General features: G+C 68.4%; 21 protein-coding genes. 7 read left to right on the plus strand and 14 right to left on the minus strand.

Translation table 11 applies throughout. The features are described 5' to 3' along the window. Positions 1-11: 11 nt before the first annotated feature. The gene (locus V1227_RS18070) at positions 12-1,811 is read right to left on the minus strand and encodes a Xaa-Pro dipeptidyl-peptidase (RefSeq protein ID WP_329793743.1); all 1,800 of its coding nucleotides are present in this window, start codon (positions 1,809-1,811) and stop codon (positions 12-14) included. A 107-nt stretch (positions 1,812-1,918) separates the two neighbouring features. On the opposite strand from V1227_RS18070, the gene add reads away from it, so the two are divergent. Then, complete coding sequence (gene add / locus V1227_RS18075) at positions 1,919-2,920, plus strand: adenosine deaminase (protein ID WP_329793744.1); 1,002 nt, start codon at positions 1,919-1,921, stop codon at positions 2,918-2,920. After that, positions 2,917-3,231: a divalent-cation tolerance protein CutA gene (gene cutA / locus V1227_RS18080; RefSeq protein WP_090102704.1), complete on the plus strand. Its 315-nt coding sequence runs from the start codon at positions 2,917-2,919 to the stop codon at positions 3,229-3,231. Before add ends, cutA begins: the two co-directional genes overlap by 4 nt. On the opposite strand, the gene V1227_RS18085 is transcribed toward cutA, so the two are convergent. Then, a complete protein-coding gene (locus V1227_RS18085) occupies positions 3,214-5,238 on the minus strand; it encodes a helicase (RefSeq protein ID WP_329793745.1) in 2,025 nt (674 codons plus the stop codon). The two genes, cutA and V1227_RS18085, sit on opposite strands and share 18 nt — an antisense overlap. A 334-nt stretch (positions 5,239-5,572) precedes the next feature. Here V1227_RS18085 and V1227_RS18090 point away from each other — a divergent pair, with 334 nt between their 5' ends. Further along, on the plus strand, positions 5,573-6,865 hold the full coding sequence (locus V1227_RS18090; RefSeq protein ID WP_329793746.1) for a 6-phospho-beta-glucosidase: 1,293 nt from the start codon (positions 5,573-5,575) through the stop codon (positions 6,863-6,865). A gap of 230 nt (positions 6,866-7,095) precedes the next feature. Then, on the plus strand, positions 7,096-7,581 hold the full coding sequence (gene lspA, locus V1227_RS18095) for a signal peptidase II (protein ID WP_329793747.1): 486 nt from the start codon (positions 7,096-7,098) through the stop codon (positions 7,579-7,581). Here lspA and V1227_RS18100 read toward each other — a convergent pair. Continuing rightward, positions 7,553-8,182, minus strand: coding sequence for an endonuclease V (locus tag V1227_RS18100; protein ID WP_329793748.1), 630 nt, complete (start codon positions 8,180-8,182; stop codon positions 7,553-7,555). The two genes, lspA and V1227_RS18100, sit on opposite strands and share 29 nt — an antisense overlap. A gap of 13 nt (positions 8,183-8,195) precedes the next feature. Beyond that, entirely contained in the window at positions 8,196-9,161 is a 966-nt protein-coding gene (locus tag V1227_RS18105) for a DUF3500 domain-containing protein (RefSeq protein ID WP_329793749.1), read from the minus strand. 636 nt (positions 9,162-9,797) lie between these two features. Between V1227_RS18105 and V1227_RS18110 the strand changes: the two genes are divergently transcribed. Continuing rightward, positions 9,798-10,022: a hypothetical protein gene (locus V1227_RS18110; protein WP_329793750.1), complete on the plus strand. Its 225-nt coding sequence runs from the start codon at positions 9,798-9,800 to the stop codon at positions 10,020-10,022. A 104-nt stretch (positions 10,023-10,126) separates the two neighbouring features. Here V1227_RS18110 and V1227_RS18115 read toward each other — a convergent pair whose 3' ends face one another. The 4 genes from V1227_RS18115 to V1227_RS18130 all read right to left on the minus strand — a co-directional run bounded on the left by V1227_RS18115 (position 10,127) and on the right by V1227_RS18130 (position 13,203). After that, positions 10,127-11,053, minus strand: a complete 927-nt coding sequence (locus V1227_RS18115; protein WP_329793751.1) for an MBL fold metallo-hydrolase — start codon at positions 11,051-11,053, stop codon at positions 10,127-10,129. Positions 11,054-11,078: 25 nt separating this feature from the next. Further along, complete coding sequence (locus V1227_RS18120; protein ID WP_329793752.1) at positions 11,079-11,507, minus strand: CBS domain-containing protein; 429 nt, start codon at positions 11,505-11,507, stop codon at positions 11,079-11,081. 145 nt (positions 11,508-11,652) lie between these two features. Further along, positions 11,653-11,814: a hypothetical protein gene (locus tag V1227_RS18125; RefSeq protein ID WP_329793753.1), complete on the minus strand. Its 162-nt coding sequence runs from the start codon at positions 11,812-11,814 to the stop codon at positions 11,653-11,655. A 186-nt stretch (positions 11,815-12,000) separates the two neighbouring features. Further along, the gene (locus V1227_RS18130; protein ID WP_442916505.1) at positions 12,001-13,203 is read right to left on the minus strand and encodes a DUF6923 family protein; all 1,203 of its coding nucleotides are present in this window, start codon (positions 13,201-13,203) and stop codon (positions 12,001-12,003) included. Between the two features lie 87 nt (positions 13,204-13,290). Here V1227_RS18130 and V1227_RS18135 point away from each other — a divergent pair, with 87 nt between their 5' ends. Continuing rightward, on the plus strand, positions 13,291-14,049 hold the full coding sequence (locus tag V1227_RS18135) for a bestrophin-like domain (protein ID WP_329793755.1): 759 nt from the start codon (positions 13,291-13,293) through the stop codon (positions 14,047-14,049). Here the strand turns inward: V1227_RS18135 and V1227_RS18140 are convergent. The 4 genes from V1227_RS18140 to V1227_RS18155 form a co-directional block, all read right to left on the minus strand. Then, on the minus strand, positions 14,046-14,702 hold the full coding sequence (locus V1227_RS18140) for an EcsC family protein (RefSeq protein WP_329793756.1): 657 nt from the start codon (positions 14,700-14,702) through the stop codon (positions 14,046-14,048). The two genes, V1227_RS18135 and V1227_RS18140, sit on opposite strands and share 4 nt — an antisense overlap. Positions 14,703-14,712: 10 nt before the next feature. Further along, a complete protein-coding gene (locus V1227_RS18145) occupies positions 14,713-17,229 on the minus strand; it encodes a PEP/pyruvate-binding domain-containing protein (protein ID WP_329793757.1) in 2,517 nt (838 codons plus the stop codon). An 81-nt stretch (positions 17,230-17,310) separates the two neighbouring features. Continuing rightward, on the minus strand, positions 17,311-18,207 hold the full coding sequence (locus tag V1227_RS18150; protein ID WP_329793758.1) for an ADP-ribosylglycohydrolase family protein: 897 nt from the start codon (positions 18,205-18,207) through the stop codon (positions 17,311-17,313). Positions 18,208-18,257: 50 nt separating this feature from the next. Then, complete coding sequence (locus V1227_RS18155) at positions 18,258-18,809, minus strand: hypothetical protein (protein WP_329793759.1); 552 nt, start codon at positions 18,807-18,809, stop codon at positions 18,258-18,260. Positions 18,810-18,907: 98 nt separating this feature from the next. Between V1227_RS18155 and V1227_RS18160 the strand changes: the two genes are divergently transcribed. Then, the gene (locus tag V1227_RS18160; protein WP_329793761.1) at positions 18,908-19,429 is read left to right on the plus strand and encodes an HNH endonuclease; all 522 of its coding nucleotides are present in this window, start codon (positions 18,908-18,910) and stop codon (positions 19,427-19,429) included. 142 nt (positions 19,430-19,571) lie between these two features. Here V1227_RS18160 and V1227_RS18165 read toward each other — a convergent pair whose 3' ends face one another. Together V1227_RS18165 and nrdR are read right to left on the minus strand one after the other, a co-directional pair. Beyond that, positions 19,572-22,418, minus strand: coding sequence for a vitamin B12-dependent ribonucleotide reductase (locus tag V1227_RS18165; RefSeq protein ID WP_329793762.1), 2,847 nt, complete (start codon positions 22,416-22,418; stop codon positions 19,572-19,574). Positions 22,419-22,485: 67 nt separating this feature from the next. Continuing rightward, positions 22,486-22,956 (minus strand): transcriptional regulator NrdR, encoded by a 471-nt coding sequence (nrdR, locus tag V1227_RS18170; protein ID WP_089924179.1) that lies wholly within the window; start codon positions 22,954-22,956, stop codon positions 22,486-22,488. Between the last annotated feature and the right edge of the window lie 25 nt (positions 22,957-22,981).

The raw sequence follows: 22,981 nt of genomic DNA on the forward strand, positions 1-22,981 counted from the left end.
ACGGCATCACCTCAGAACGCCTGGAACACCGAGCGCCAGCCGCCGACGACCGGCAGCTCCACCGACGTCCGGGCGAGGTCGAGCGACAGTCCGGCGCCCGGCTTCGGGCGCAGCGTGTAGTCGTAGTCGCTGGAGATCACCACGAACTCGAGCCGGTGACCGGCCTGCAGGACGTAGTCGTCTGGCACGATCGGCACCTCGACGTCGTAGAACTTGCCGGGCTTGATCGGCGACGTCCTGTCCGGTCGTTCCCTGTTCTGCGGGTCGGTCGAACCGCGCGTGATGACGTGCGACGTGCCGTCCGGACGGCGGTCGACCAGCAGCGTCGTCACGTTGGCCGCGGGCCGGTCGAACGCGAGACGCAGGTTCGCGGTCGACTTGCCGGACAGCCGCACCGGCTTCTGCGCCGGCTCCGAGGTGTAGGACAGCCGGTTCGGCGAGGTCGCCTGGTCGATCAACGACTCAGCCGTCTTCGTCGCGTCATCGGTCAGCTTCTCCACGCCGCGGCCCGGAAGGACACCGAGAGCGCCCTTGGCGGATCCGCCCGCGGACAGGCGCAGCCGCACGTCGGACGTGCCGGGGGCCGGCCAGTCCTTCTCGTCGACCCACGTCTTGTCCTCGCGCTGGATCGTCGCCTTCGGCTCCTTGTCGATGCCGTTGCGGTGACCCCACAGGTACTGGGTGAACCAGCGGTTCAGCGTGCGCCGCCACTCGGCCGAACGGAGCGTGTCGGCGTCCGTGTGCCCGGACTGGTGCAGCCAGATCTTGTGCGGCGCGCCGACCTTCTTCAACGCCGAGTACCACTGCTCGACGTGCGTCATCTTGACGTTCCAGTCGTTGAGCCCGTGCACCGCGAGAACGGCCGCGCGGACTTTGTGGACGTCGTTGAGGTAGTTCCGCTTGTCCCAGAACCGGCTGTAGTCACCGGTGATCCGGTCCTGGTCCTTGGCGATCTCGGCGATGATCGGCTTGCAGATCTCCCGGTCGGCACGCGTGTAGACGTATTCGGCCAGCACGTCGGCGTCCTCGCCCTGGAACGTGCCGGGTGCGACGACGGCGCCGTCCGCGCGGTAGTAGTCGTACCAGCTGGAGATCGCGGCGATCGGCACGATGGCTTCGAGACCGCGGACGCCGGTGGAGGCGACGGCGTTGGGCAGCGTTCCGTTGTAGGAGACGCCCATCATGCCGGTCTTGCCGGTCGACCATGTCGCCTTGATGGCCTCACCCGTGGCGGTCCGCGCCGTCGCACGGCCGTTGAGCCAGTCGACGACGACACGAGCGCCGATCGTCTCGTTGACGTCACCCGTCGTCGGGCAGCCCGTCGACTTGCCGGTGCCGAGGGACTCGGCGTAGACGACCGCGTACCCGCGGGCGATGAAGTAGGCCTCGTAGCGGCCGGAGGTGATCGGGTTGGGGCCGAGGGCGGCGGTGATGCGTTCGTCGGAGTTGGCCTTGAGCAGGCGGCCGTTGCGCTTGTCGGGCACGTACAGCTCGACGTCGACGTTGTGGTTGGCGACGTCGTTGCCGCCCGAGAAGTACGGGCTGACCATGTAGACGACCGGGACCTTGAGACCGCGTTCGGTGGCGCGCGGCCGGACGACCTCGGTGTAGACCTCGTCGTCCTTGCCATCGCGGTCGCTGTCGACCGGGGCGCGGACCCAGAGGCTCTCCTTCACCACGTCTTTCGGGTCGAAGACGGGCTGGGCCTCGCCGTTCTGGAAAACGGGCCCTTCGGCGGCTTGAGCGGTGACAGGCAGAAATGGCAGAACGAGCACCGCGGTCAGCAGTGCGACTCTTCGTGCGCCCCTCACGAGGCACCCCCAATGCGGAAGCCAGAGACAGGGATCGCCCTGCACCCTCTCCCTTGACTGCAAGACATGTCACCCGTCGATCGGCTCTTGACCTGAGAGCATGGACCGTGCACATTTCCGACTTCGTCCACGCGCTGCCGAAGGCCGAGCTGCACGTCCACCTCGTGGGCGCGGCTTCCATCGACACCGTCCTCGCGCTCGCCCGCAACCACCCCGGCGGGCGGGTGCCGACCGACGAGACCGAGCTGCGGAAGTTCTACGAGTTCACGGACTTCCGGCACTTCATCAACGTGTACGGCATCGTCAACGACCTCGTCACCACGGGCGAGGACGTCCGCACTCTCGTCGTCGGATACGCGCGTGACGCGGCACGGACCAACATCCGCTATGCGGAGCTGACGATCAGCGCGACCAGTCACCTGCGAGCCGGCATCGCGCCCGACGAGCTCGTCGAGGCGTTGAACGCGGGACGCGACGAAGCGCTCGCCGTGCACGGCGTGACGTTGCAGTGGATCTTCGACGTTCCCGGTGTCTGGGATCGCGACTGGGGCATGACGAGTGCGCGGTTCGCCACCGAGCACCGGCCGGAGGGGCTGGTGGGCTTCGGACTCGGCGGGTTCGAGTCGGACTCACCGAGGGCGAACTTCCGCGAGGCGTTCGCGATGGCGCGCGACGCCGGCCTGCACATGGTGCCGCACGCCGGTGAGACGACGCCGCCCAGCGAGATCTGGGCCGCTCTGCACGATCTGCGGGCCGAACGGATCGGGCACGGTGTCAGCGCGGTGCAGGATCCCGGCCTGCTGCGGCACCTCGCCGACGAAGGCGTCGTCGTAGAGGTGTGCCCGACGTCGAACCTCCGGACCGGCGCGGTGCGGTCGTTCGACGAGCACCACCTGCCGCGGCTCGTGGAGGCGGGCGTCCCGGTGACGATCAGCACCGACGACCCCGGCATGTTCCACACCGACCTCGACCGCGAGTACCTGCTGTGCCACGAGCGTTTCGGGTTCGGCCGGGACGAGCTCGCCGGCCTCGCCCGTGCCGCCGTGCGGGCGTCATACGCGCCGGCCGAGCTGAAGGACCAGATGTTGAAGGAGATCGACGCGGTATGAGTGGTGCGAACGTGGTGACGACGACCGTCGACTCGCCTGAGGCCGCCGAGTCGCTGGCGAAGGGGATCGTCGAGGCCAGGTTGGGCGCGTGCGTGCAGATCGTGCCCATCCGCAGCGTCTACCGGTGGGACGGCGAGGTGCGCGTCGACGCGGAGTGGCAGTGCGTCGTGAAGACGTCTTCCGTCCGCGTCGACGACCTCGTCGCGCACATCAAGGCGCATCACAGCTACGACGTCCCCGAGGTCGTCGTCACCCCCGTGGTCGGGGGCAACGACGACTACCTCGCGTGGATCTCAGAGGAGACCTCGTAGGTGACGCGGCAGCGGCTCGGTGTGCAGCACGCCGAGCCGCTGCGTCGCCCTCGTCAGCGCGACGTACAGCTCGCTGGGCGACATGCGTTGCGGCTCGACGACGAGGACGACGTCGAACTCCAGCCCCTTCGACGCACGCGGCGGCATCCAGCCTTCGCCGATGACGGCGATCGTGCGGCCGTTGCACGCGCTGGCGTGTGCGTCGAGTTCGTCGCGCACGGCTGCCGATATATCAGTCACGCGGCGGGCCCACGGGCGTTCACCGGTCTTGCGCACCGACACCGGGGCCGACGCGTCGGGGTCGACGACCTTCAGGACCGGGGTGGCGACGGCCATGATCTCGCCCGGGGTGCGGTAGTTGACCTCCAGCCGTCGGTAGGTGAACCGCTCGAACACCGATCCCCAGCTCCGGACTCCTCCCGCGGCCTGACGTTGAGCCAGGTCGCCGACGACGGTCATGGACTTGTTGGGACACCTGCGCAGCAGCAGGCGCCAATCCATTGCGGACAGTTCCTGCGCTTCGTCGACGACGACGTGGCCGTATGTCCACGTGCGGTCTGCGGCGGCGCGTTCGGCGAGGGAGCGGTGGTCGCGCACCTCGTGCCGAGCCGCCAGCACATCGGCGTTGACGAAGTCGGTGACGATGTACTCGTCGGTGTCGGCGCGTTCGTCGATCGACAGGACGTCCATGACGCCGCGGGCGTACTCGAGTTGTTCTTCCTCCGCCCGCCTCGCCTCGCGCTCCGCGGTGCCGTCGGACCCGAGCAGGTCGGCGAGCTCGTCGAGCAGCGGCACGTCGGACACGGTCCACGCGTCGGCGTCTGCCCGGTACAGCTCCGGCGCACCGATCCGGAAACAGCGACCCGCGTACAGATCGGCGAGCAACTGTTCCGGTGTGAGCAGCGGCCACAGCTTGTCGACGGCGTCGCGCAACGCGGAGCTGTGGCGGAGTTCGTGGCGGACGTCCTCCTCGATCTCCGGCCAGTCGACGCCGATCAGGCGCATCGCCGGCGCGACGAGTTCCTCGGCGAGCGCGAGGAAGAAGTACTTGCGGGCGGCGTTGTGCGGCAGCTCGTAGTAGCGCGTCTTCTCGCGTGCGACGGCGGCGATGTGCGCGTCGAGCGGCACGATGATGTCTTCCAGCTCGATCTCGATGGGCTCGTCCGGCAGTTCCTGCCGGTCGGCCACTGCGACGGCCAGCAGGTCGAGAACGGACACATCGCCTTTCAGCCGTTGCAACGACGGTGTGTCTTCGGCGTCGGTGACAACACCGGGGTAGAGCTCACCGGGCGTCGCGAAGACGACGTCGGTCTCCCCCAGCGACGGCAGGACGTCGCCGACGTAGTGGAGGAAGCCGGTGTTCGGGCCTACGATCAGCACACCGTGCCGGGACAGGCGTTCACGGCGCGTATACAGCAGGTATGCCACGCGGTGCAGGGCCACCGCGGTCTTGCCCGTTCCGGGACCGCCCTCGATGACGAGCACACCGGGGCCGGAGTAGCGGATGATCTCGTCCTGCTCGGCCTGGATGGTCGAGACGATGTCCCGCATCGTCACCGTCCGCGGGGCGTTGAGGGCGTCGAGCAACGCGGTCGTGTCAGTCAGCAGTTCGTCGTCGTGGAAATCGCGCAGCTCCCGGTCGCGAACGCGGAAGTGCCGCCTCAGCACGACACCCTCGGGGTTCGCGGCCGTCGCCGTGTAGAACGGCCGCGCCGCCGGTGCGCGCCAGTCCAGAAGCAGTGGCTCGAAGTCGTCGCCGAACAGTCCGACCCTCCCGATGTAGGTGCTGTCGCCGTTCTCCGAGTCGATACGGCCGAAGCACAGCCCCTCTTCCGCCGCTTGGTACTTCCTGAGGTCCTTGGCCAGGACCTCGACCGCAGCTTCGCGGTCCAGCCTCTGGGCCGTGTCGTCCCGCAGCGTGGCGGCGAGATCCGCTGCCGCTTTGTCCCTTTCCTGATCGAGCTTTTGATACAGAGAGGTGATTCGCGCCTGTTCGCTCGCCAACACATTGCCCCCTGTGATACAATAGTGCCGTGTACTCGGAAATCTAATTCCGACAATGCAAAGCCATTCTTTGTATCACATCTCCGCTATGCGCGGAACCCCTTGCAGGATCAACCATCGTACGCGCTTGACGTGCTGCGATGCGGTTCGATCATCACTGGTCGAGGCAGTACACTGGACGTGCACCCAGGAGCTTGGGCCAGGAAATTCAAGGGGATGATGGGCCGGCAGCGTGCCGCGTCAACCCCTTCGAATCATTGGCGGCCGCACCGGAAAATGTAGGATTCGGCTACACGGCTCGCACAGCTGGAGAGGCCGGAATGGACGTGGTCGAAGCATGAAGCTGGTCATCCTGGGCGGAGGCGGCTTCCGCGTTCCGCTGGTCTACCGCGCGTTGCTCGCCGATCGGTCGCCGGGCCGCGTCACCGAAGTCGCGCTGTTCGACCTCGACCCCGGCCGTCTTGCCGCGATCGGTGTCGTCCTGGCCGAGCTCGCGGCGGAGGTACCGGACGCGCCCGCCGTGACGACGTCGACCGATCTCGACGAAGCGGTGAGGGGCGCGGACTTCGTGTTCTCCGCCATCCGCGTCGGTGGTCTCGAAGGACGCGCCGCCGACGAGAGCGTCGCGGCGGGTTGTGGAGTGCTCGGACAGGAGACCGTCGGTGCCGGTGGCGTCGTATACGGGCTGCGCACGGTTCCTGTCGCGCTCGACATCGCGCGTCGTATCTCGGAGTTCGCGCCGGAAGCGTGGGTCATCAACTTCACGAACCCCGCCGGCATGGTCACCGAGGCGATGTCGGCCCACCTCGGCCGTCGCGTCATCGGCATCTGCGACTCCCCCGTCGGGCTCGGCAAGCGAGTGGCCCGTGCCGCCGGCGTGACCCTCGAAGACGCATGGCTCGACTACGCCGGCCTCAACCACCTCGGCTGGCTGCGGGGCGTCCACGTGGCGGGGCGGGATGTGCTGCCTGATCTGCTCGCCGACACCGCTCGGCTCGAGTCGTTCGAAGAGGGCAAGCTGTTCGGTGCGGAGTGGCTGCGCTCCTTGGGTGCTGTCCCGAACGAGTACCTGCACTACTACTACTTCACGCGGGAGGCCGTGGAGGCTGGTGCCTCGCGCGGGGCGTTCCTGCTGGAGCAGCAGAAGCGGTTCTACGCGGCGCCGTCCTGGGAGAACTGGGACCGCACGCGTCTGGAACGCGAACAGACGTACATGGCCGAGACCCGTGACGAGGAACGCGACAGCGACGACCTCGACGGCGGCGGCTACGAACGCGTCGCCCTCGACCTGATGCACGCGATCGCGTCGGACAAACGAACCACCTTGATCCTCAACGTCCCGAACAGGACGACGCTGAGGTGTCTCGACTCGGAGGCCGTCGTCGAGGTGCCGAGCCTGGTCGACGCGAACGGCGCGCGTCCCGTCTCGGTCAGCCAGGTCCCGGACGAGGGCGTCGGACTCGTCACGACGTTGAAGGTCGTCGAGCGCGCCACGATCAAAGCGGCCATCAGCGGTGAACGTGCGCACGCCGTGAAGGCGTTGGCGTTGCATCCGCTCGTCGACTCCGTCAACGTGGCTCGCAGGATCGTCGACACCCATCCGCTGTTGCAGCGGTTCTCCACGCCATGACCGTCGAGGTTTGCGCGCGAGTGCGTCTCCCAAATCGTGTCGAGACGTGCGGACGGTGACGGCCGCACGTTGCCAGGCTCGCTTCCATATATCCGCGACGAACAGCCGAGGTCGCTGGAGGAAGAGTTCCTCGCGGCAGCCGGGGTCGACGACGTCGACGCGCTCAACACCGAGGACGTGACCAAGGCCTGATGCCGAGTGGTGGTGTTCTTAACTACGCTCGTCCACAAATGGACACCACTACCTCTCGCCGCGTGCCGCTCGTCATGGGCATCGCCGTGCTCGTGCTGCTGCTGGACCAGGCCACGAAGTTCTGGGCCGAGAGCGCGCTGACCGGCCGCGCGCCCATTCCCGTGCTCGGGGAGTTCCTGCAGTTCAGGCTCCTCTACAACCCCGGTGCCGCGTTCTCGATCGGCGCGGGGTCGACGTGGATCTTCACCATCGTCGCGGCCGTCGCCGTCGTGCTGCTCGCGCGGTACGGCATGCAGCCGCAGACGAGGCTGCGGGCCGTCGCACTCGCGTTGATGCTGGGCGGCGCGACGACGCACCTGCTCGACCGGCTGTTCCGCCAGCCCGGGTTCGCGCGCGGGCACGTCGTCGACTTCATCGACTACAACGGCTGGTTCGTCGGCAACGTCGCGGACATCGCGCTGGTCTGCGGTGCGATCCTGCTCGTGCTGCTGAGCTTCACTCCGACGAAGCAACCTGCCGCGTGAGCGCGTCGGCGCGGCGGGTCGTCTCGGGCAGCCGGTAGCGCGGAGCGAGACGCAGCACCTCGGCGCACGCCCGGTCCAGGTCGATCTTGTGGCCGACTGACACGAAGACCGGTTTCACGCCGGTCTGGGTCCGCAACGCCCTGCCGACGACCTCGTCGCCGTTGTCGCCGTCCATGAGGAGGTCACTCATCGACCCGCGGTCGTGGCCGGGCGGGTCGAACCTGCCCATCGCGTTCTTCGCGACGCCGATGGTGGGGATGCCGGTGTGCACGCCCAGATGGCACGCCAGGCCGAAGCGCCGAGGGTGTGCGAGACCCTGACCGTCCGCGACGAGCAGGTCCGGTGTGACGGTCACCTGTTCGAGGGCGCGCAGCAGGACGGGCATTTCCCGGAATGCGAAGAGACCGGCGATGTAGGGGAAGTCGGTCGTGCCCTCGACGATGACTTCGTCGAGCACGACCAGCGATTTTGCATCGAACACCACGCAGACGCCCGCAACTGTGTCGTTGCTACGGTAGCCGACGTCCAGGCCTGCGACGGTGTCTATGCGCAGGTCAGAGGCACTAGTGGTGATCACCTGCGTGCGCAGGCGTTCTTGCATCGCGATAGCGTCGTCAACCGTTCTGGGCCACTCCACGTACGACAGTGTGCCGCGACGCGTCGTAGTGGGCGGCCAGGAGGTCGTCGCCGAAGTCACCCGAATGGCGACGCCAGACGGTATGGATGTGGTTCGCCTCATTGGCCGTGTTGTCGTACTCGATGAGCAGTTCCGGGCCCTGGATGCGGTAGTAGTGACCCTCGCCCCGGCGCAGCGAGCCCTCCCAGGAGAAGTGCAGGCGTTCGGGGTCGACTCGTTCGAACTCCTCGTCGGCGAGTTCGAACGCGAGCCTGTCCAGGTAGAAGCGGACGATGTCGACGAGGAGCTCACCGGCCGGCTTGCCGAGCTGGGCCGGCGTCACTCCGACCGGTTCGGACGGGCTGACCCGCGGGGCGTTGCCGGTGCGGATGTCGTGCGGCGCGGTGTCGGACACGACGGCCAGGCGGCGAGCGGTCGGGCCCATGCGGTCGAGGAGTTCGCGGGCCAGTTCCTCTTCCAGCTTCAGCGGCTGGCTGACCACGCGGCCTCGGTAGATGACTCGGGCGGGGTTCGCGCCGAGGAAGAACGGCGTCGCGGAGACGTGGCCGTCGGCGACGACGACGTTGACCGAAAGATGGTGCCCATCGACTCGCCAGCCCCACGGCTCGTCGCTGCCGGGTGTGCCGAACAGGACGGTCCAGTAGTCGGCGCTGTGCCGATTTCGGTGTCCGCCTTCGCGGTGGTCGAGCACGTCTTCCAGCGCCATAACCGCGGCCACCTGGGCGTAGGTGTGCGGGCTGAGAACGGTGGCGAGCATGCCGTGGACTGCTTTGCGCTGGTCGCGTCGGAGGTCTCCGAGCGCCAGGCCCGGCCGTGTGCCCGGTGTGTACGCCCAGCGATGCCTCAGGTCGTCGTCGGTGATGGCGCGAATCGCGTGTTCGCGCTGGTCACCGTCCAGCAAGCCGATGTAGTGATGCGTGGCGTCAGCGACGTCGTGCAGCATCTTTCGAACTTATCGGCCTTACGGTCATAGAGCAGTGGATGTGGTGGTCGACGCCGGCCTTAATGGGTGTCAAAAGTCTTACCTGGCGAACTCGTTGAGGATGGATGGGAGACCGGCTGGCACGTCGTCATGCAACACCTTGGTGTGCTTCGCGGGGCCGATCTGGTGCTCGTGGAGCCTCGGGGCCGGAAGCGGGTCAGCCAGCTCAAACCGTGCGCCTCCAGCAGATCCACCAGCGGTGGGTCGCGCATTACGAGCAGAACTGAGCAGCGGCGCTCGTCGGCTTGAAGCTCACGGTCGAGAGCCGGACAGGAGGACGAGGACGTTGGGTGAACCCGGCACCGAGCTGGTGCACAGCATTGTGATCGCCGCGCCGACCGAGGCGGTGTGGGCGGAGATCACCCGACTCGACGGCAAGCAGCGCGCCATGATGGATGCCGTTCTCGATTCCACGCTCACGCCGGGTGCGCCGCTGCACTACCGGTCACCGGACGGCAAGCGGGTGTTCGTCGTCGGCCGCGTCGTCGAGGCCGATCCACCGCGGCTGCTTTCCCACACGCAGCGGCTGACCATGCGCGACGACCCGTGGACCGTCGTCTCGTGGCAGTTGGAAGAGATGGACGCGGAACGCGCGTCATGTTGCGCAACTCCGGTTGGCCCGAGGGCGTCAAGCGGCTCGACAAGGTCGACTCGACATGGAAGGGCATCCTCGTCGCGCTCAAGCAGGTCGTCGAGACCGGCGATGTCGGCTCCGGCCTGAAGGTCAAGTACGCGTTGATGCGCGCGTTCATGTGGGCGATGCCGACGGGCACGAAGGCCGGGAACGTCCCCGAGCCGCCGGATATCGGCCAAGCCGTCTGAGACGTGAACCCCTGCTTTGCAACAGGTCTTTTGACGACGAAGTCAAAAGACCTGTTGCAAAAGGGCAGGTGAACGCGGCGGAGAAGCCGATATATTGGTTGGTGCTAGGCGTGGCAGGCGATGGGGCCGCCGTGAAGCTCCATCATGTCCATCCAGACGCGGGGCAGCTCAAGGCGTTCGGAGAGGGGCTTGCCGTCCAGTTCGTGGTAGGCGCGGTGGAGGTTGCCCACCAAGCGCTCGGACTCCTGCCACGACGAGAAGCGTGACTCTCCCGCCTCGCGGACGACCTCCATCGGGGTCTTGCCGGCGGCGTGGCCGGATGACGCCAGGTCTGCGAGGTACGTCGTGTAGGCGGCGAGGTCGTCCAGGACGCGGTTGATCTCGGCGCCTCGCAGCAGCGGACCGTGGCCGGGAACGACGACGGCGGCGTCGAAAGAGCGCAGGAACTCGAGGGCGGACCGGTAGCCGGTGATGCTGCCCTCGGCGAGGAACGGCTGGCCTCCCGCGAAGACGAGGTCGCCGGTGAACAGGACGCGCTCGGCCGGCAGCCAGACGACGGTGTCACCGCGGGTGTGCGCCGGGCCGGGGTGGTGCAGTTCGACGACGCGCGTGCCGAGGTGCAGGGTCAGCGACTTCGTGTAGGTGAGGGACGGTGGGCGGACCTCGATGTGGCCGTAGTCCGGGCCGGTGAGCACCTGGGCGGCGAGCAGGCCGGCGGTGAGGACCTCTTCGCGGCACGCCTCGTGGCCGATGATCACGGTCGACGGCGGGACGAGCCAGTTGCCGAACGTGTGGTCGCCGTGGTGGTGGGTGTTGATGACGTAGCCGGGTTCGGCGGAGCTCACCGTGGCCACCGAGGCGAGCAACGCGCGGTTGCGCGCCTCGGTGGACGTGGTGTCCACGAGCAGCAGCGAGTCGTCGGAGCCGACGACCGCGCCGGTGTTGTTGATCATCCAGGACCCGTCGGGCTGAACGTAGGCGTGGACTCCGGAGGCGATCTCGACGAGTTCGGGCTGAGCGGAAGGCTTCACCCGATCCAGCGTAGAGAGAGGCGGGTCAGCCCTGGGCGATGTAGGCCTGCAACTGGTCCTGCGACTGTTCGAGCTGGCCGATGCGGCTCTTCACCACGTCACCGATGCTGACTATCCCGACCAGCCGGCCGTCGGAAAGCACGGGTACGTGGCGGAAGCGCCGTTCGGTCATCACGATCGTGAGGCTGTCCACGGTGTCGGACGGGCTGCAGGTGAACACGTCGGCGGTCATGATCGACGACACGGGGGAAGACAACAGATCAGCGCCGGATTCGTGCAGCTTCCGCACGACGTCGCGTTCGGACACGATTCCCGCCACGCCGGAAGCACCGACGACGACGATCGCACCGACGTTGTGTTCCGCGAGCGCTCTGAGAAGTTCGGACACGGGTACGTCCTGGCCGATCGTCGCGACCGCCGATCCCTTGGTCCGCAACACGTCAGCGATCCTCACCTGGCGCCTCCGATCCTGTCGGTCCGGTAGCACCTCAGGCTAGATCGGATCCGGGCGGAACGGGAGGTCGTGCCCTCGAAGGGAGCAGGGGACGCGTCCGGTGTGAACGCGTCCCCCGCCGGTGTCGCGCCTGGTTCGGCGTCGGCTACGCGGTTCCTCCGCGGCGACGGGTCGCGAACTGGCGCGGCTGGACCACGGGAACACGTTGCTGCGGCAACGGGAAGTGCGTGGTCTGGTCGTGCTTGTTCCGCTTCTGCGCACGGCGCGCGGCGCGGTTGCCCTGCTCGGGCGGGGTGGTGTCAGGCATGCGAAAGCCTCCTCACGAAGAGGGCGTGCAAGGGCACGGCGGAAGCCGTGAGAAATGGACCCGCAAGGGTCACCGGAGAGAGCGCGACGACGAGGTCGCGGAGGCGGCGTCGAGAGCGCCGCGGGCTTCATCAGATGAAGAACATGCCCGCAACGCTAGCGACGGCGCCGTCCCGCGCCAACCGAATTAACCGCGGGCCCGTGCGGCGGCCGCGCCGGCGCCGAGCACCACGAGGACGATCGTCACCATGGCCCACTTGCGGGACTTCGTCATCGGCGTCGTCTCGGGGTCGAGGGGGAGGTCCCGGCGCGGCTCGGGCCTCTGCCGCGCCGCACGCACCGGAACCGGTTGCGCCGCAACAGGAGCAGGCGCGGGCTTGGCCACCGTGGCGGGGGGCGGCGGGACCACCGGAGCGGGCATCGGCGCCGGAGCCGGAACGGGGGCGGGCACGGGTGCGGGAGGAGGCGGCGCGGGCGCCGGCACCTCGGGGCGCGGCGCGGGCGGCTGGACGCGCGGAGGCATGGGGGCCGGAAGGCAGCCCGCCGCGTCGATCATGGCCATCGGCGGGCCCGACGAGAGCTCCACCGCGGCGGCACCGGAGATCCGGTAGAGGCGGCTGCGGCCTTTGTAGCCGTTGTTGACGGCGTAGACGGTGCCGGCCGAGTCGATCACCACGGCGCCGTAGGTGGACTTGCCGGGAAGGCCGGCGATCTCGGTCCTGCCCACCACCCGCCCGTTCGCCGGGTCGAACGACACGACCTCGCCCGGTCCGTGGCCCGCCGCCGACACCCCGGTCAGCTTCCCGCCCGGGTCGGGGGCGAAGTCGTCGAGCGTCAGAGCGGGCCAGTCCAGCACGACGGTCCGCGTGATCCTGAGGTACGAGGGGCTGGCCGGGTCGATGTCGATCGCGTGCAGCTTGGCGTGGTCGCGCACGTAGAACGTGGTGCCGACGACCGCGCCCGCGGACACGTCGTCGGTGCGGAACCAGTGCGCGCCGACGGGTCCCAGGTCGTCGACCGCGCCCTTGGTGTCGACCAGCACCACGTGCGACGGGTTCTTCCACGAGCGGTGGCCCTGGGACGTGAGACCGACCAGCCGGCCCAACGACGACGAATACCCCAATGCGTTCAGCGCGTAGTCCAGGTGGGCCACATCTGTCACCCCACCGGATGACAGCTCCACTTTCGTGAACGACGAAAACGACCCACGATGGTGTGAACGTACTTGATAAGCGTCACAGTTCGACGGTGCAGCCTGAGCAACGGCGCTGGTGAACGGGGTGGAAAGCACCATGAGCGCCGAGACGGAGCCCAGCGCGAACACATTCCTCCGCAACCGGAATGGAGTAGCCCAATACGACAACCGGGTATTCGTGCTGTTGCCGCGCATTGCCACCTGACCATTGCTCGTTACCCGGACCGTGCTGTACCGGTCACAGTAGACCGTGGTCTAATCCCACACCAGAAAGGAGCCGAATTGAGCATTTACCTCAGCGGCGCGCTCTGGGTTCTCGGCGCCGCCGTCATCTCCGCGGTCCTCGTCGTCATCACCCGCCGGTTCGGCTCGGACGAGGTGGGCGAGAAGAACCTCGGTGCGGGCGGTTCGGTGTTCAGCATCGTCGCCGGCCTGCACGCGGTGCTGGCCGCGTTCGTCCTCATTTCCCTGTTCGACTCCGCCAACAGCGCGGAGGATCAGGTCCAGAAGGAGGCCAATGCGCTCGTCGCGGTCAACTGGTCGGCGGACTCGCTGCCGGAACCCGCGAAGACCAAGGTCGACGAGCTGATCCGGGACTACGTGTCGACCGTCGTGCAGGACGAGTGGCCCCGCATGCGCGAGGGCGAGAACGTCGACAACGAGGGCTGGCTGACGTTGAACCAGCTCAGGGACACGATCGCGTCGGCGGCACCGGACGGCGACTGGCCGCAGGACCGCAAAGCCGAGGCCGCGAACCAGCTCTGGGAGGTCTACCAGGCCCGCCAGCAACGCCTCGACGCGGCCGAGAACGGCGTGAACCCGGTCGTCTGGCTCGCACTCCTGATCGGCACGGGTCTGTCGCTGCTGTTCCCGTACCTGTTCCGCGGCCCGACGCTGGTCTCGCAGCTGCTGATCACGGTCACGCTCACCTCGACGCTGGTCCTGCTGCTGTTCGCGATCTACCAGTTGCAGAACCCGTTCGACGGCGGCGTGCTCATCCCGTCCGACGCGTTCAGCTCCGCGGTCGACAGGCTGAGTTAGCGCGAATCCGTCGTTCCGTCCGCTTCTTCGATCTCGACGGACAACACCTCTCCGTCGAGGACCTTCGGCAGCGGGTCGGCCTGAGCGAAGTAGCGGTTCGCGAATGCGCCGACCGCGCGGGTCGAGGCGGCGTCGACGCCACCGCCGATGACGCCGCCCAGCACCGGAACGCCCTTGGCGACGACGCTGCCGAGTTTCTTCGTGCCGTATTTCGTGATGAGCGCCGAAGCGGCCTTCTTGGTGAACTGCTTGATGCCGACCTTTTTGAACAGCTCGGTCCCGGCGTTCCCGAGGAGGCAGAGCAGGATCGCCATCTGCACCTCTTCGCTGTCCACGTCGTGGCCGCGCAACGACGCGATGGACGCGATGAGGTGCGTCTGGATGACGTACGTGGCCGCCACGTTGGACGGTAGCGAGATCGGCAGCGTGATCAGGCCGCCGAGGTTCGTCAGGAAGCCCTGCGCGCCCGCCAGCGCCACGTGGGTGCGGATGAGGTGTTTGATCGCGTCGGTCTCGTCGCCCTTCTTGGCGAGCGCGTCGGACGCGGACTCGCGAGCGCTCTTGAACGGACCGAAGCCGTCCACGCCCGCACGCAGCAGGTAGTCGGCGATGCCCTGCTGGACCTTGTTCAGCTCACCCTTGGACTCAGCCACGATCCCGACATTACGCGTCCGGTTGCCGCGGTGAGACCTCAACCGGCGAGTCGAGCGTCGTGATCGCGCCCGTGCTGCCGTCCACGGTGATCCGCTCGCCCGTCCTGATCCGCGTCACGGCCTCCCGCACGCCCACCACCGCCGGAATTCCGTACTCGCGCGCCACGACGGCACCGTGCGAGTTCGCGCCGCCCATCTCCATGACGAGGCCGCCCGCGGTCAGGAACAGCGGTGTCCAACCGGGATCCGTCGAGGGCGCCACGAGGATCTCGCCGGGTTCGAGGTGCGCGCCCACCGGGTCCATGACGACGCGCGCGACACCGGTGATCGTGCCCGCCGACGCCGGTGTGCCGACGAGATCGCCGTCCACCGGGGCGCCGTGGTGCACGGCCTCGGGTTCCGTGCCGTCCGACAGCAGCACGCGCGGGACGTGTCGGCGCCGCAGCTCGCGGTCGTAGATCTCGCGCCGCGCCGCCACGAGCGGCCGCAGATCTCCCTGCGGAGAGCGCATCTCCTCGAAGTTCAGGAAGAACACGTCGTCCACGGTGTCGAGGCGCCCGTCGGCGACGAGCTGGGCGCCGGCCTCGGCGATCCGCTTCCGCAGCGCGCCGAACAACGTGATGACCAGGTACTTCGGGTACTCCCGCAGACCGGCCAGCACCCTGGTGCGGCGCAACGCGAAGCGCACGAACCAGCCGCGTCCCCACGCGCGGCGGGCGAGCGTCTCGATCATCGCCTCGGCGTCGGCGGCGCCCCGGGCGAACACCGCGTCGGGGTGCGCCTGGTCGTCTTCCAGGCGCAGGAAGTTCTTCACCACGCCGACGACGTGCGCGGGGTCGTCGGACCAGCGGGGCAGCCCGAGGTCGATCTCGGCGACGGCGCGGTGCCCCCACCGGGCGAGGAAGCGGTCGAGCGCGGCCGGGCGTCCACCGTCGCGGAACTGCCGCAGCGCGACGGGATCGTGGCGGATCTCCTGCGCGAGGTCCCACAGCGCCAGGTCCATCTCGGTGGTGATGTTGTTGGGCAGGCCGCGCAGAACGGTCTGCAGCTCCCCCGGCCGGGTCTTCACGACCTTGCCGGCCAGGCCGAGCATCGCGAAGCCGACCAGCGCGGTCGGAGCGAGGCGGGGCAGCACCGGAACGACGCACTGCCGCAGCGCCTGCTCGACGGAGAGACCGGCGGCCTTCTCCAGGACCTCCCGTTCCAGCCGCAACGCGGTGCGCACGGCCTTCTCCGGGGCGACCAGTGCTTTCACCACCGTCACGGGCACGCGGAACCGGCGGGCGAGCCGGAGCACGCGCTTCAGCGCGGGCGTCGGCGAGGAGTTCCTGATCGCGAACCGCGGGTCGTCGAACAGCCTGCGCAGCACCTCGGAGGACCGCGCCTCCATCACGGCGAGCAGGCGTGTGACGAACTCGCGGCCCACCTTGCTCCGCAGGACCTTGGTGACGTCGAAGAAGATGCGCTCGCCGTTCTCCACATAGGACCGGCTCGCCGGGTCTCCGATCACGATCTCGAAGGCCGCCTTGGAGATCTCCCGGAACGCCGCGCGCCCCATCGGGGTGATCGGGCGTTCGAGGCCCTGCGCGAGGCTGAAGCAGAAGTACACGTGGCTGCCGCCGTCCGGGTTGTCCGGCAACGGGAACAGCGTCGTGATCGGGCGTGCCTGCGTCAGGTGCGGCTCACCCTTGTCGTCGATCGCCCACTCGGTGTCCTGCGGTGTCCCGCAGTGCCGCTGCACCTTGCGGCCGAGGACGGTGAGCGCGTGGACCTGCCCGTCGGTGAGGCACTGCTCGCCGCTCTCCCCGACGTCGACGTGTTCGGTGCCGCCGCCGGGCAGTGAGCGGATGACGAACCTCTTGTCCCCCAGGCGTTTCTCGACGATGTCGGAGCCGTCGACGACGAAGTGGTCGGGGTTGACCGCGCCGGACACGACCGCCTCGCCGAGACCGGGACTCGCGTCGATGACGATCTGGTCGCGCTTGCCGGTGACGGGGTTCGCCGTGAACATCACGCCCGACACCGCCGGCTGCACCATCCGCTGCACGACGACGGCGAGGTACGTGGTGGTGTGGTCGATGCCGTTGGTCTCGCGGTAGCTGACCGCCCGGTCGGTCCACAGCGAGGCCCAGCAGCGGCGCACGGCGTCGACCACCGCGTCCTCGCCGACGACGTTGAGGAACGTGTCCTGCTGGCCCGCGAAGCTCGCGAAAGGCAGGTCCTCGGCCGTGGCGCTGGACCGCACCGCCACGGGCACGTCGTCACCGAGTGCGCGGTACCCGGCGACGATCGCGTCCCGGATCTCCTGCGGCACAGGGGTTTCCAGCAGCGTCCCGCGAGCGTTGCCCGGGGTGGTGCTCGCCGGATCGACGGCCTGCGCGACGGCGCGGTAGGCGTCGGTGGTGACGCAGAAGCCGGGCGGCACCGGCAGACCGGCTCTGGTCAGCTCACCGAGGTTCGCCGCCTTGCCGCCGACGGTGGCGAGCATCGAGCCGTCGATGGACTCGAAGTCGATGGTGAGCGCCATGGTCGCCCCTCCCGGATCCGCCTGGAGAGGAGGTTACGAGCCTTCGACCAGAAACTCAACACGTGATGAATATTCGCCGGGTCACAACTCCTGTTCGGTGCGGCTCACCCAGCCCGGCAGGGGCTCGCGGGCCTGCAGCCACTCCTGCGGCGGTCCTGTGACGACGCCGCCGACGATCGCGGCTGTCGTATCGATGTCACCGCCCGCTTGGACGCACGTCGTTATGGCGGCGCGGTAGTCGCCGAGGTGGCGTGAGGCGACCCAGAGCGCGAACGGCACGGTGTCCTGCGCCGTCACGCGCGAGCCGTTGCCGAGGACGTGTGCGGCCTCCTCGGCGTCGTCGATCTTGCGCGCCTTCTCGATCCCCTTGCGCACCAACGACTCGGCGAGGTGCTCCAGCACGCCGCCGAGCAGGTCGTGCGGTGGCGCGCCCGTCAGCCGGGCTCTGGTCGCGATGGCGGAGGCGTGCGCGACGGCCACTCCGCCCGCGATGCCCTCCGGGTGCTGGTGCGTCACCTCGCCGGCCCGGACCGCCTGCGTCGTCACGGCTTTCGGGTCGTCGGCGAAGTACGCGCCCAGCGGCGCGATCCGCATCGCCGCTCCGTTGCCGCACGAGCCCTGCCCGTGGAAGGCGCTGCCGGCGGCCTGCTTCCACGGCGTTCCCCGGCGGATCTTGTGCAGGATGGTGAAAGCTCCCGCGCCGTACCCGCGGTAGGGCTCGCAGCGGTCGGCGAACGCCGCGGCGAGGCTGTCCTGGTCGACCTCGCCGTGGTCGCGGAGCTCGGCGACGAGGTTGCAGGCCATTTCGGTGTCGTCGGTCCACTCCCACGGGCCCCGCGGCGGCTTGCCGGCCACGAGGTCGGGCACCGAGCGGCCGACCATGAAGAACTGCGCGCCCAAAGCGTCGCCGACGGAGAGCCCGTCGAGCGAGGCGTATGCGAGGTCAAGGCGCGCGCGAGTGTGCAGAACTATGCGCATCACCTGCGATTTTACCCGCTCGCCCTGCCCTGGTCGCGTGATTTCGCGGGTCAGCGCGCCTGCCCGGCGGGCGTGAAGACGAAGCTGTCGCGGAAGCCCCCGTCGCCGCGCCTCGTCGCCATCAGCCGCAGCTCCGGCATGAAGTGGAAGAACACCAGCGACCCCGAGCGGTCCGGGTAGCCGAGCGTCTTCGAGTACTTGGGGTTCGTGCCGCCGAGCCACAGCGGCGGCTCGCCGTACTCGGCGATCACGTCGTCGAGCAGGCAGTCGTGCTCGCCCAGCACGCCGGGGATGCGGCTGTCGGCGTCGAGGCTGAGCCAGCCCTGCCGGTGCGCGAGGTCCGCGTACACCGACGCCATGACGTCCTCGCTGCGGTGGCCGAGCGCCTCCTGCACCGCGCCGCTGACCATCGCCGCGTTCGCCGCGCCGCGCTTCACCAGCGCCTCGAGCTCGTTCTGCCAGCGGTCCGTGCGGTCGTCGGCGAACGCCAGCGCGTCGAGCAGGGTGAGGATCACCGCCTCACCGCCGTACATGCCGGGACGCCGGACAGCGGCGTTGAGCTGACCGAGCAGGTAACGACGTAAGTCGTCGAACGAAGGCATCTCTCCCCCTTCCTGCGAGATGTTCTATCAGTTGCACGGAGGCGAAACGGAATCGCCTTCACGACCGACAGGGGAGACAAAGACCGGGGAAGGACCACATGAGCATCAGCAACCGGCAGATCGTCGCGTACTGGGTCGAGCACGAGGTCGACCTCGTCATCGACTGGAGCACGGCCCACGAACGGTGCTGGCGCTGCGGTTACAGGTCCTCACTGGAGCAACACCTCGTCGTGCCCGCGTCGATGGGTGGCAGGCGCACCACGGACAACGTCGTGCTGCTGTGCGGGCGGTGCGTCAGCGAGTCGCCGAGCCACCAGGACCCGCGGTACCTGTGGCGGTGGCTGCGCGCGACTTCGGCGCTGTCGGCCGACACGTACTGGACGTTGCGCGGGTGGGAGGAGTTCGAGGTCATCTTCGGCCGCAAGCCCCTGGAGTGCTTCAAGGAGGCGGAGGTCGACCACAGGTCGCTGAACGCCGAGTGCCGGGCGTTGGCGGCGGACGAGTTCGCGAAGACCGTCGTGCGGTTCGGGGAGGGGCGGCTCAACCCGTCGACGATCGCGTGCGTGATCGCGGAGGTCGAGAAGAAGCTGGCGGACCGTCACGGCATCAAGCTTCCGTGACGACCCGCAACGCCAGTTACATCATCTAACTCAAACACCACCGATGCGAAGTGGGGGCCAACCGCATGGTGGCCCCCACTTTCACGTGCACGTCATGCGCACACCCGGCTCACTGCCGTACCGGGTGCACCCCGGCCCGGGATCAGCTGCAGCCGGAGGTGCTGCCGCAGCCCTCGCACAGGTAGCACGAACCGGCCGGACGCATCTTCGTGCCGCAGGTCATGCACAGCGGCGCGTCAGCGGCCTTGCCCAGGTGCAGCTCCAGCAGCTCGGTCGAGCTGCCGACCTGCTTCGGCGCGGCCTGCTCGACCGCGGCCTCGACGGCCGGGGCCGCCTCGACCGAGCCGCGCAGCCCCTCGAGGTCCACGTCGGACGTCGCCGGGGCGCCGTACTCGCCCGCGACCTGAGCGGAACGCTCGTCGGCGGTGAAGATGCCGAGCTGCGCGCGCTTGTCGTACGGCAGGTAGTCGAGCGCCAGGCGGCGGAACAGGTAGTCGAGCACCGAGGTGGCGATGCGGACGTCCGGGTCGTCGGTCATGCCCGCCGGCTCGAAGCGCAGGTTCTGGAACTTCGAGACGTAGAACTCGAGCGGGATGCCGTACTGCAGGCCCACCGAGATCGACATCGAGAACGCGTCCATCACGCCGGCCAGCGTCGAGCCCTGCTTGCCCAGCTTGACGAAGATCTCGCCGAGGCCGTTGTCCGGGTAGGAACCGGCGTGCAGGTAGCCCTCGGCGCCACCGACCGTGAACGACACGGTCTGCGACGGGCGCTTCTTCGGCAGGCGCTTGCGGACCGGGCGGTACTCGACGACGGTCGCGGAGGAGTCTCCCGCGGCGGCCTTCTTCTCCTCGGTGGCCTTCGCGGACTTGCCGGCCGACAGCGGCTGGCCGACCTTGCAGTTGTCGCGGTAGATCGCGAGCGCCTTCAGGCCGAGCTTCCAGCCCTGGTAGTAGATCTCCTCGACGTCCTCGACGGTCGCCGTCTCCGGCATGTTGACCGTCTTGGAGATCGCGCCGGACAGGAACGGCTGTGTGGCCGCCATCATCCGCACGTGGCCCATGGGCGCGATGGAGCGCTCGCCCATGGCGCAGTCGAAGACCTCGTAGTGCTCGCGGCGCAGGCCCGGCGCGTCGACGACGTGGCCGTGCTCGCCGATGAACTCGACGATCGCCTCGATCTGCTCGTCCTGGTAGCCCAGCGCCTTGAGGGCGCGCGGCACCGTCTGGTTGACGATCTGCATCGAGCCGCCGCCGACGAGCTTCTTGAACTTGACCAGGGCCAGGTCCGGCTCGATACCGGTGGTGTCGCAGTCCATCATCAGGCCGATGGTGCCGGTGGGGGCCAGCACGGACGCCTGGGCGTTGCGCCAGCCGTTCTTCGCGCCGATCTCCAGCGCCTGCTGCCAGGCCTCGGTCGCGACCTTGTGCACCGACGAGTCGTTCGCGTGGTAGGTGCGGATCAGGTCGTTGGCGGCGGCGTGCTTGCGCATGACGCGCTGGTGCGCCGTGGCGTTGCGCTTGTAGCCGTCGTAGGCGCCGACGATGCCCGCGAGCTCGGCGGAGCGGCGGTACGAGACACCGGTCATCAGCGAAGTGATGGTCGCGGCGAGCGCGCGGCCGCCCTCGGAGTCGTACGCGTGGCCGGTCGCCATCAGCAGCGCGCCGAGGTTGGCGTAGCCGATGCCGAGCTGGCGGAACTTGCGGGTGGTGTCCGCGATCGGCTCGGTCGGGAAGTCCGCGAAGCAGATCGAGATGTCCATCGCGGTGATGATCAGCTCGACGGCCTTGGCGAACGTGACGGCGTCGAACTGGCCGTCGTCACCGAGGAACTTCATCAGGTTCAGCGACGCGAGGTTGCAGCTCGAGTTGTCGAGGTGCATGTACTCCGAGCACGGGTTGGACGCGGTGATGCGGCCCGACTCGGGGCAGGTGTGCCAGTCGTTGATCGTGTCGTCGTACTGGATGCCGGGGTCGGCGCACTCCCACGCGGCCTTCGCGAGCTTGCCGAACAGCTCCTTGGCGTCGACGCGCTCGATGACCTCACCGGTCTGGCGGGCGCGCAGGCCGAAGTCGCCGCCGCTCTCGTAGGCGTGCATGAACTCGTCCGACACGCGGATCGAGTTGTTCGCGTTCTGGTACTGCACCGAGACGATGTCGGCGCCGCCGAGGTCCATGTCGAACCCGGCGTCGCGCAGCGCGCGGATCTTGTCCTCTTCGCGCGCCTTGGTCTCGATGAACTCCACGACGTCCGGGTGGTCGACGTCGAGGACGACCATCTTGGCCGCGCGGCGGGTGGCGCCACCGGACTTGATGGTGCCCGCGGACGCGTCGGCGCCGCGCATGAACGACACGGGGCCCGACGCGGTGCCGCCGGAGGACAGCAGCTCCTTCGACGACCGGATGCGCGAGAGGTTCAGGCCGGCACCGGAGCCGCCCTTGAAGATCAGGCCCTCCTCGCGGTACCAGTTGAGGATCGACTCCATCGTGTCGTCGACCGCGAGGATGAAGCACGCGCTGACCTGCTGCGGCGAGCTGGTGCCGACGTTGAACCACACCGGCGAGTTGAAGCTGAACACCTGGTGCAGCAGCATGTAGGTGAGCTCGTGCTCGAAGATCTCGGCGTCCTGCTCGCCCGCGAAGTAGCCGTGCTCCTTGCCGGCGCCCACGTAGGTCTTCACCACGCGGTCGATCAGCTGGCGCAGCGACTGCTCGCGCTTCTCGCTGCCGACGGCACCGCGGAAGTACTTGCTGGTGACGATGTTGGTGGCGTTCACCGACCACGACGCGGGGAACTCGACACCGCGCTGCTCGAAGTTCACCGAGCCGTCGCGCCAGTTCGTCATGACGACGTCGCGGCGCTCCCAGGTGACCTCGTCGTAGGGGTGGCGGCCCTCGGTCGTGTAGACGCGCTGGACCTTCAACGCGGCGGGCTTGGCAGCCGCCCGTGCGGCTGTCTTCTTGGCTGAGCCGCCGACGGTCTCGGTCACGGTGGATCTCCCTCGTGCTGGTGCTTTAGAAAGATGGTTTGCCCCACGCGCCGCAAAGGCGCGCGGATCACTGCTCGGCCGGTGCTTCCTCGGCGCGGGCAGTGCGAAGATCGAGGATTTCCTTCTCGAAGTCCTCGACGGACGAGAAGGACCTGTAAACACTCGCGAAGCGCAGATAAGCGACCTCGTCAAGCTCGCGCAGGGGGCCGAGAATGGCGAGACCCACCTCGTGGCTCGCGATTTCCGCGCACCCCGTCGACCGGATCGACTCCTCCACCTGCTGAGCCAGAACCTGGAACGCGTCCTCGTCGACCGGGCGGCCCTGGCACGCCCTGCGCACGCCGACGACGACCTTGTCGCGGCTGAAGGGCTCCGTCACGCCGGAGCGCTTGACCACGGCGAGAACCGCTTCTTCGACCGTGGTGAACCTGCGGCTGCAGCTGTTGCAGGAGCGCCGGCGGCGGATCACCTGACCCTCGTCGACCTCGCGGGAGTCGACCACCCGCGAGTCCGAATGGCGGCAGAACGGACACCGCACGCCACCTCACCCCTTCCCCGCGCAG

This window comes from Lentzea sp. DG1S-22 (genome assembly GCF_036321065.1).
Lineage (GTDB): Bacteria > Actinomycetota > Actinomycetes > Mycobacteriales > Pseudonocardiaceae > Lentzea > Lentzea jiangxiensis.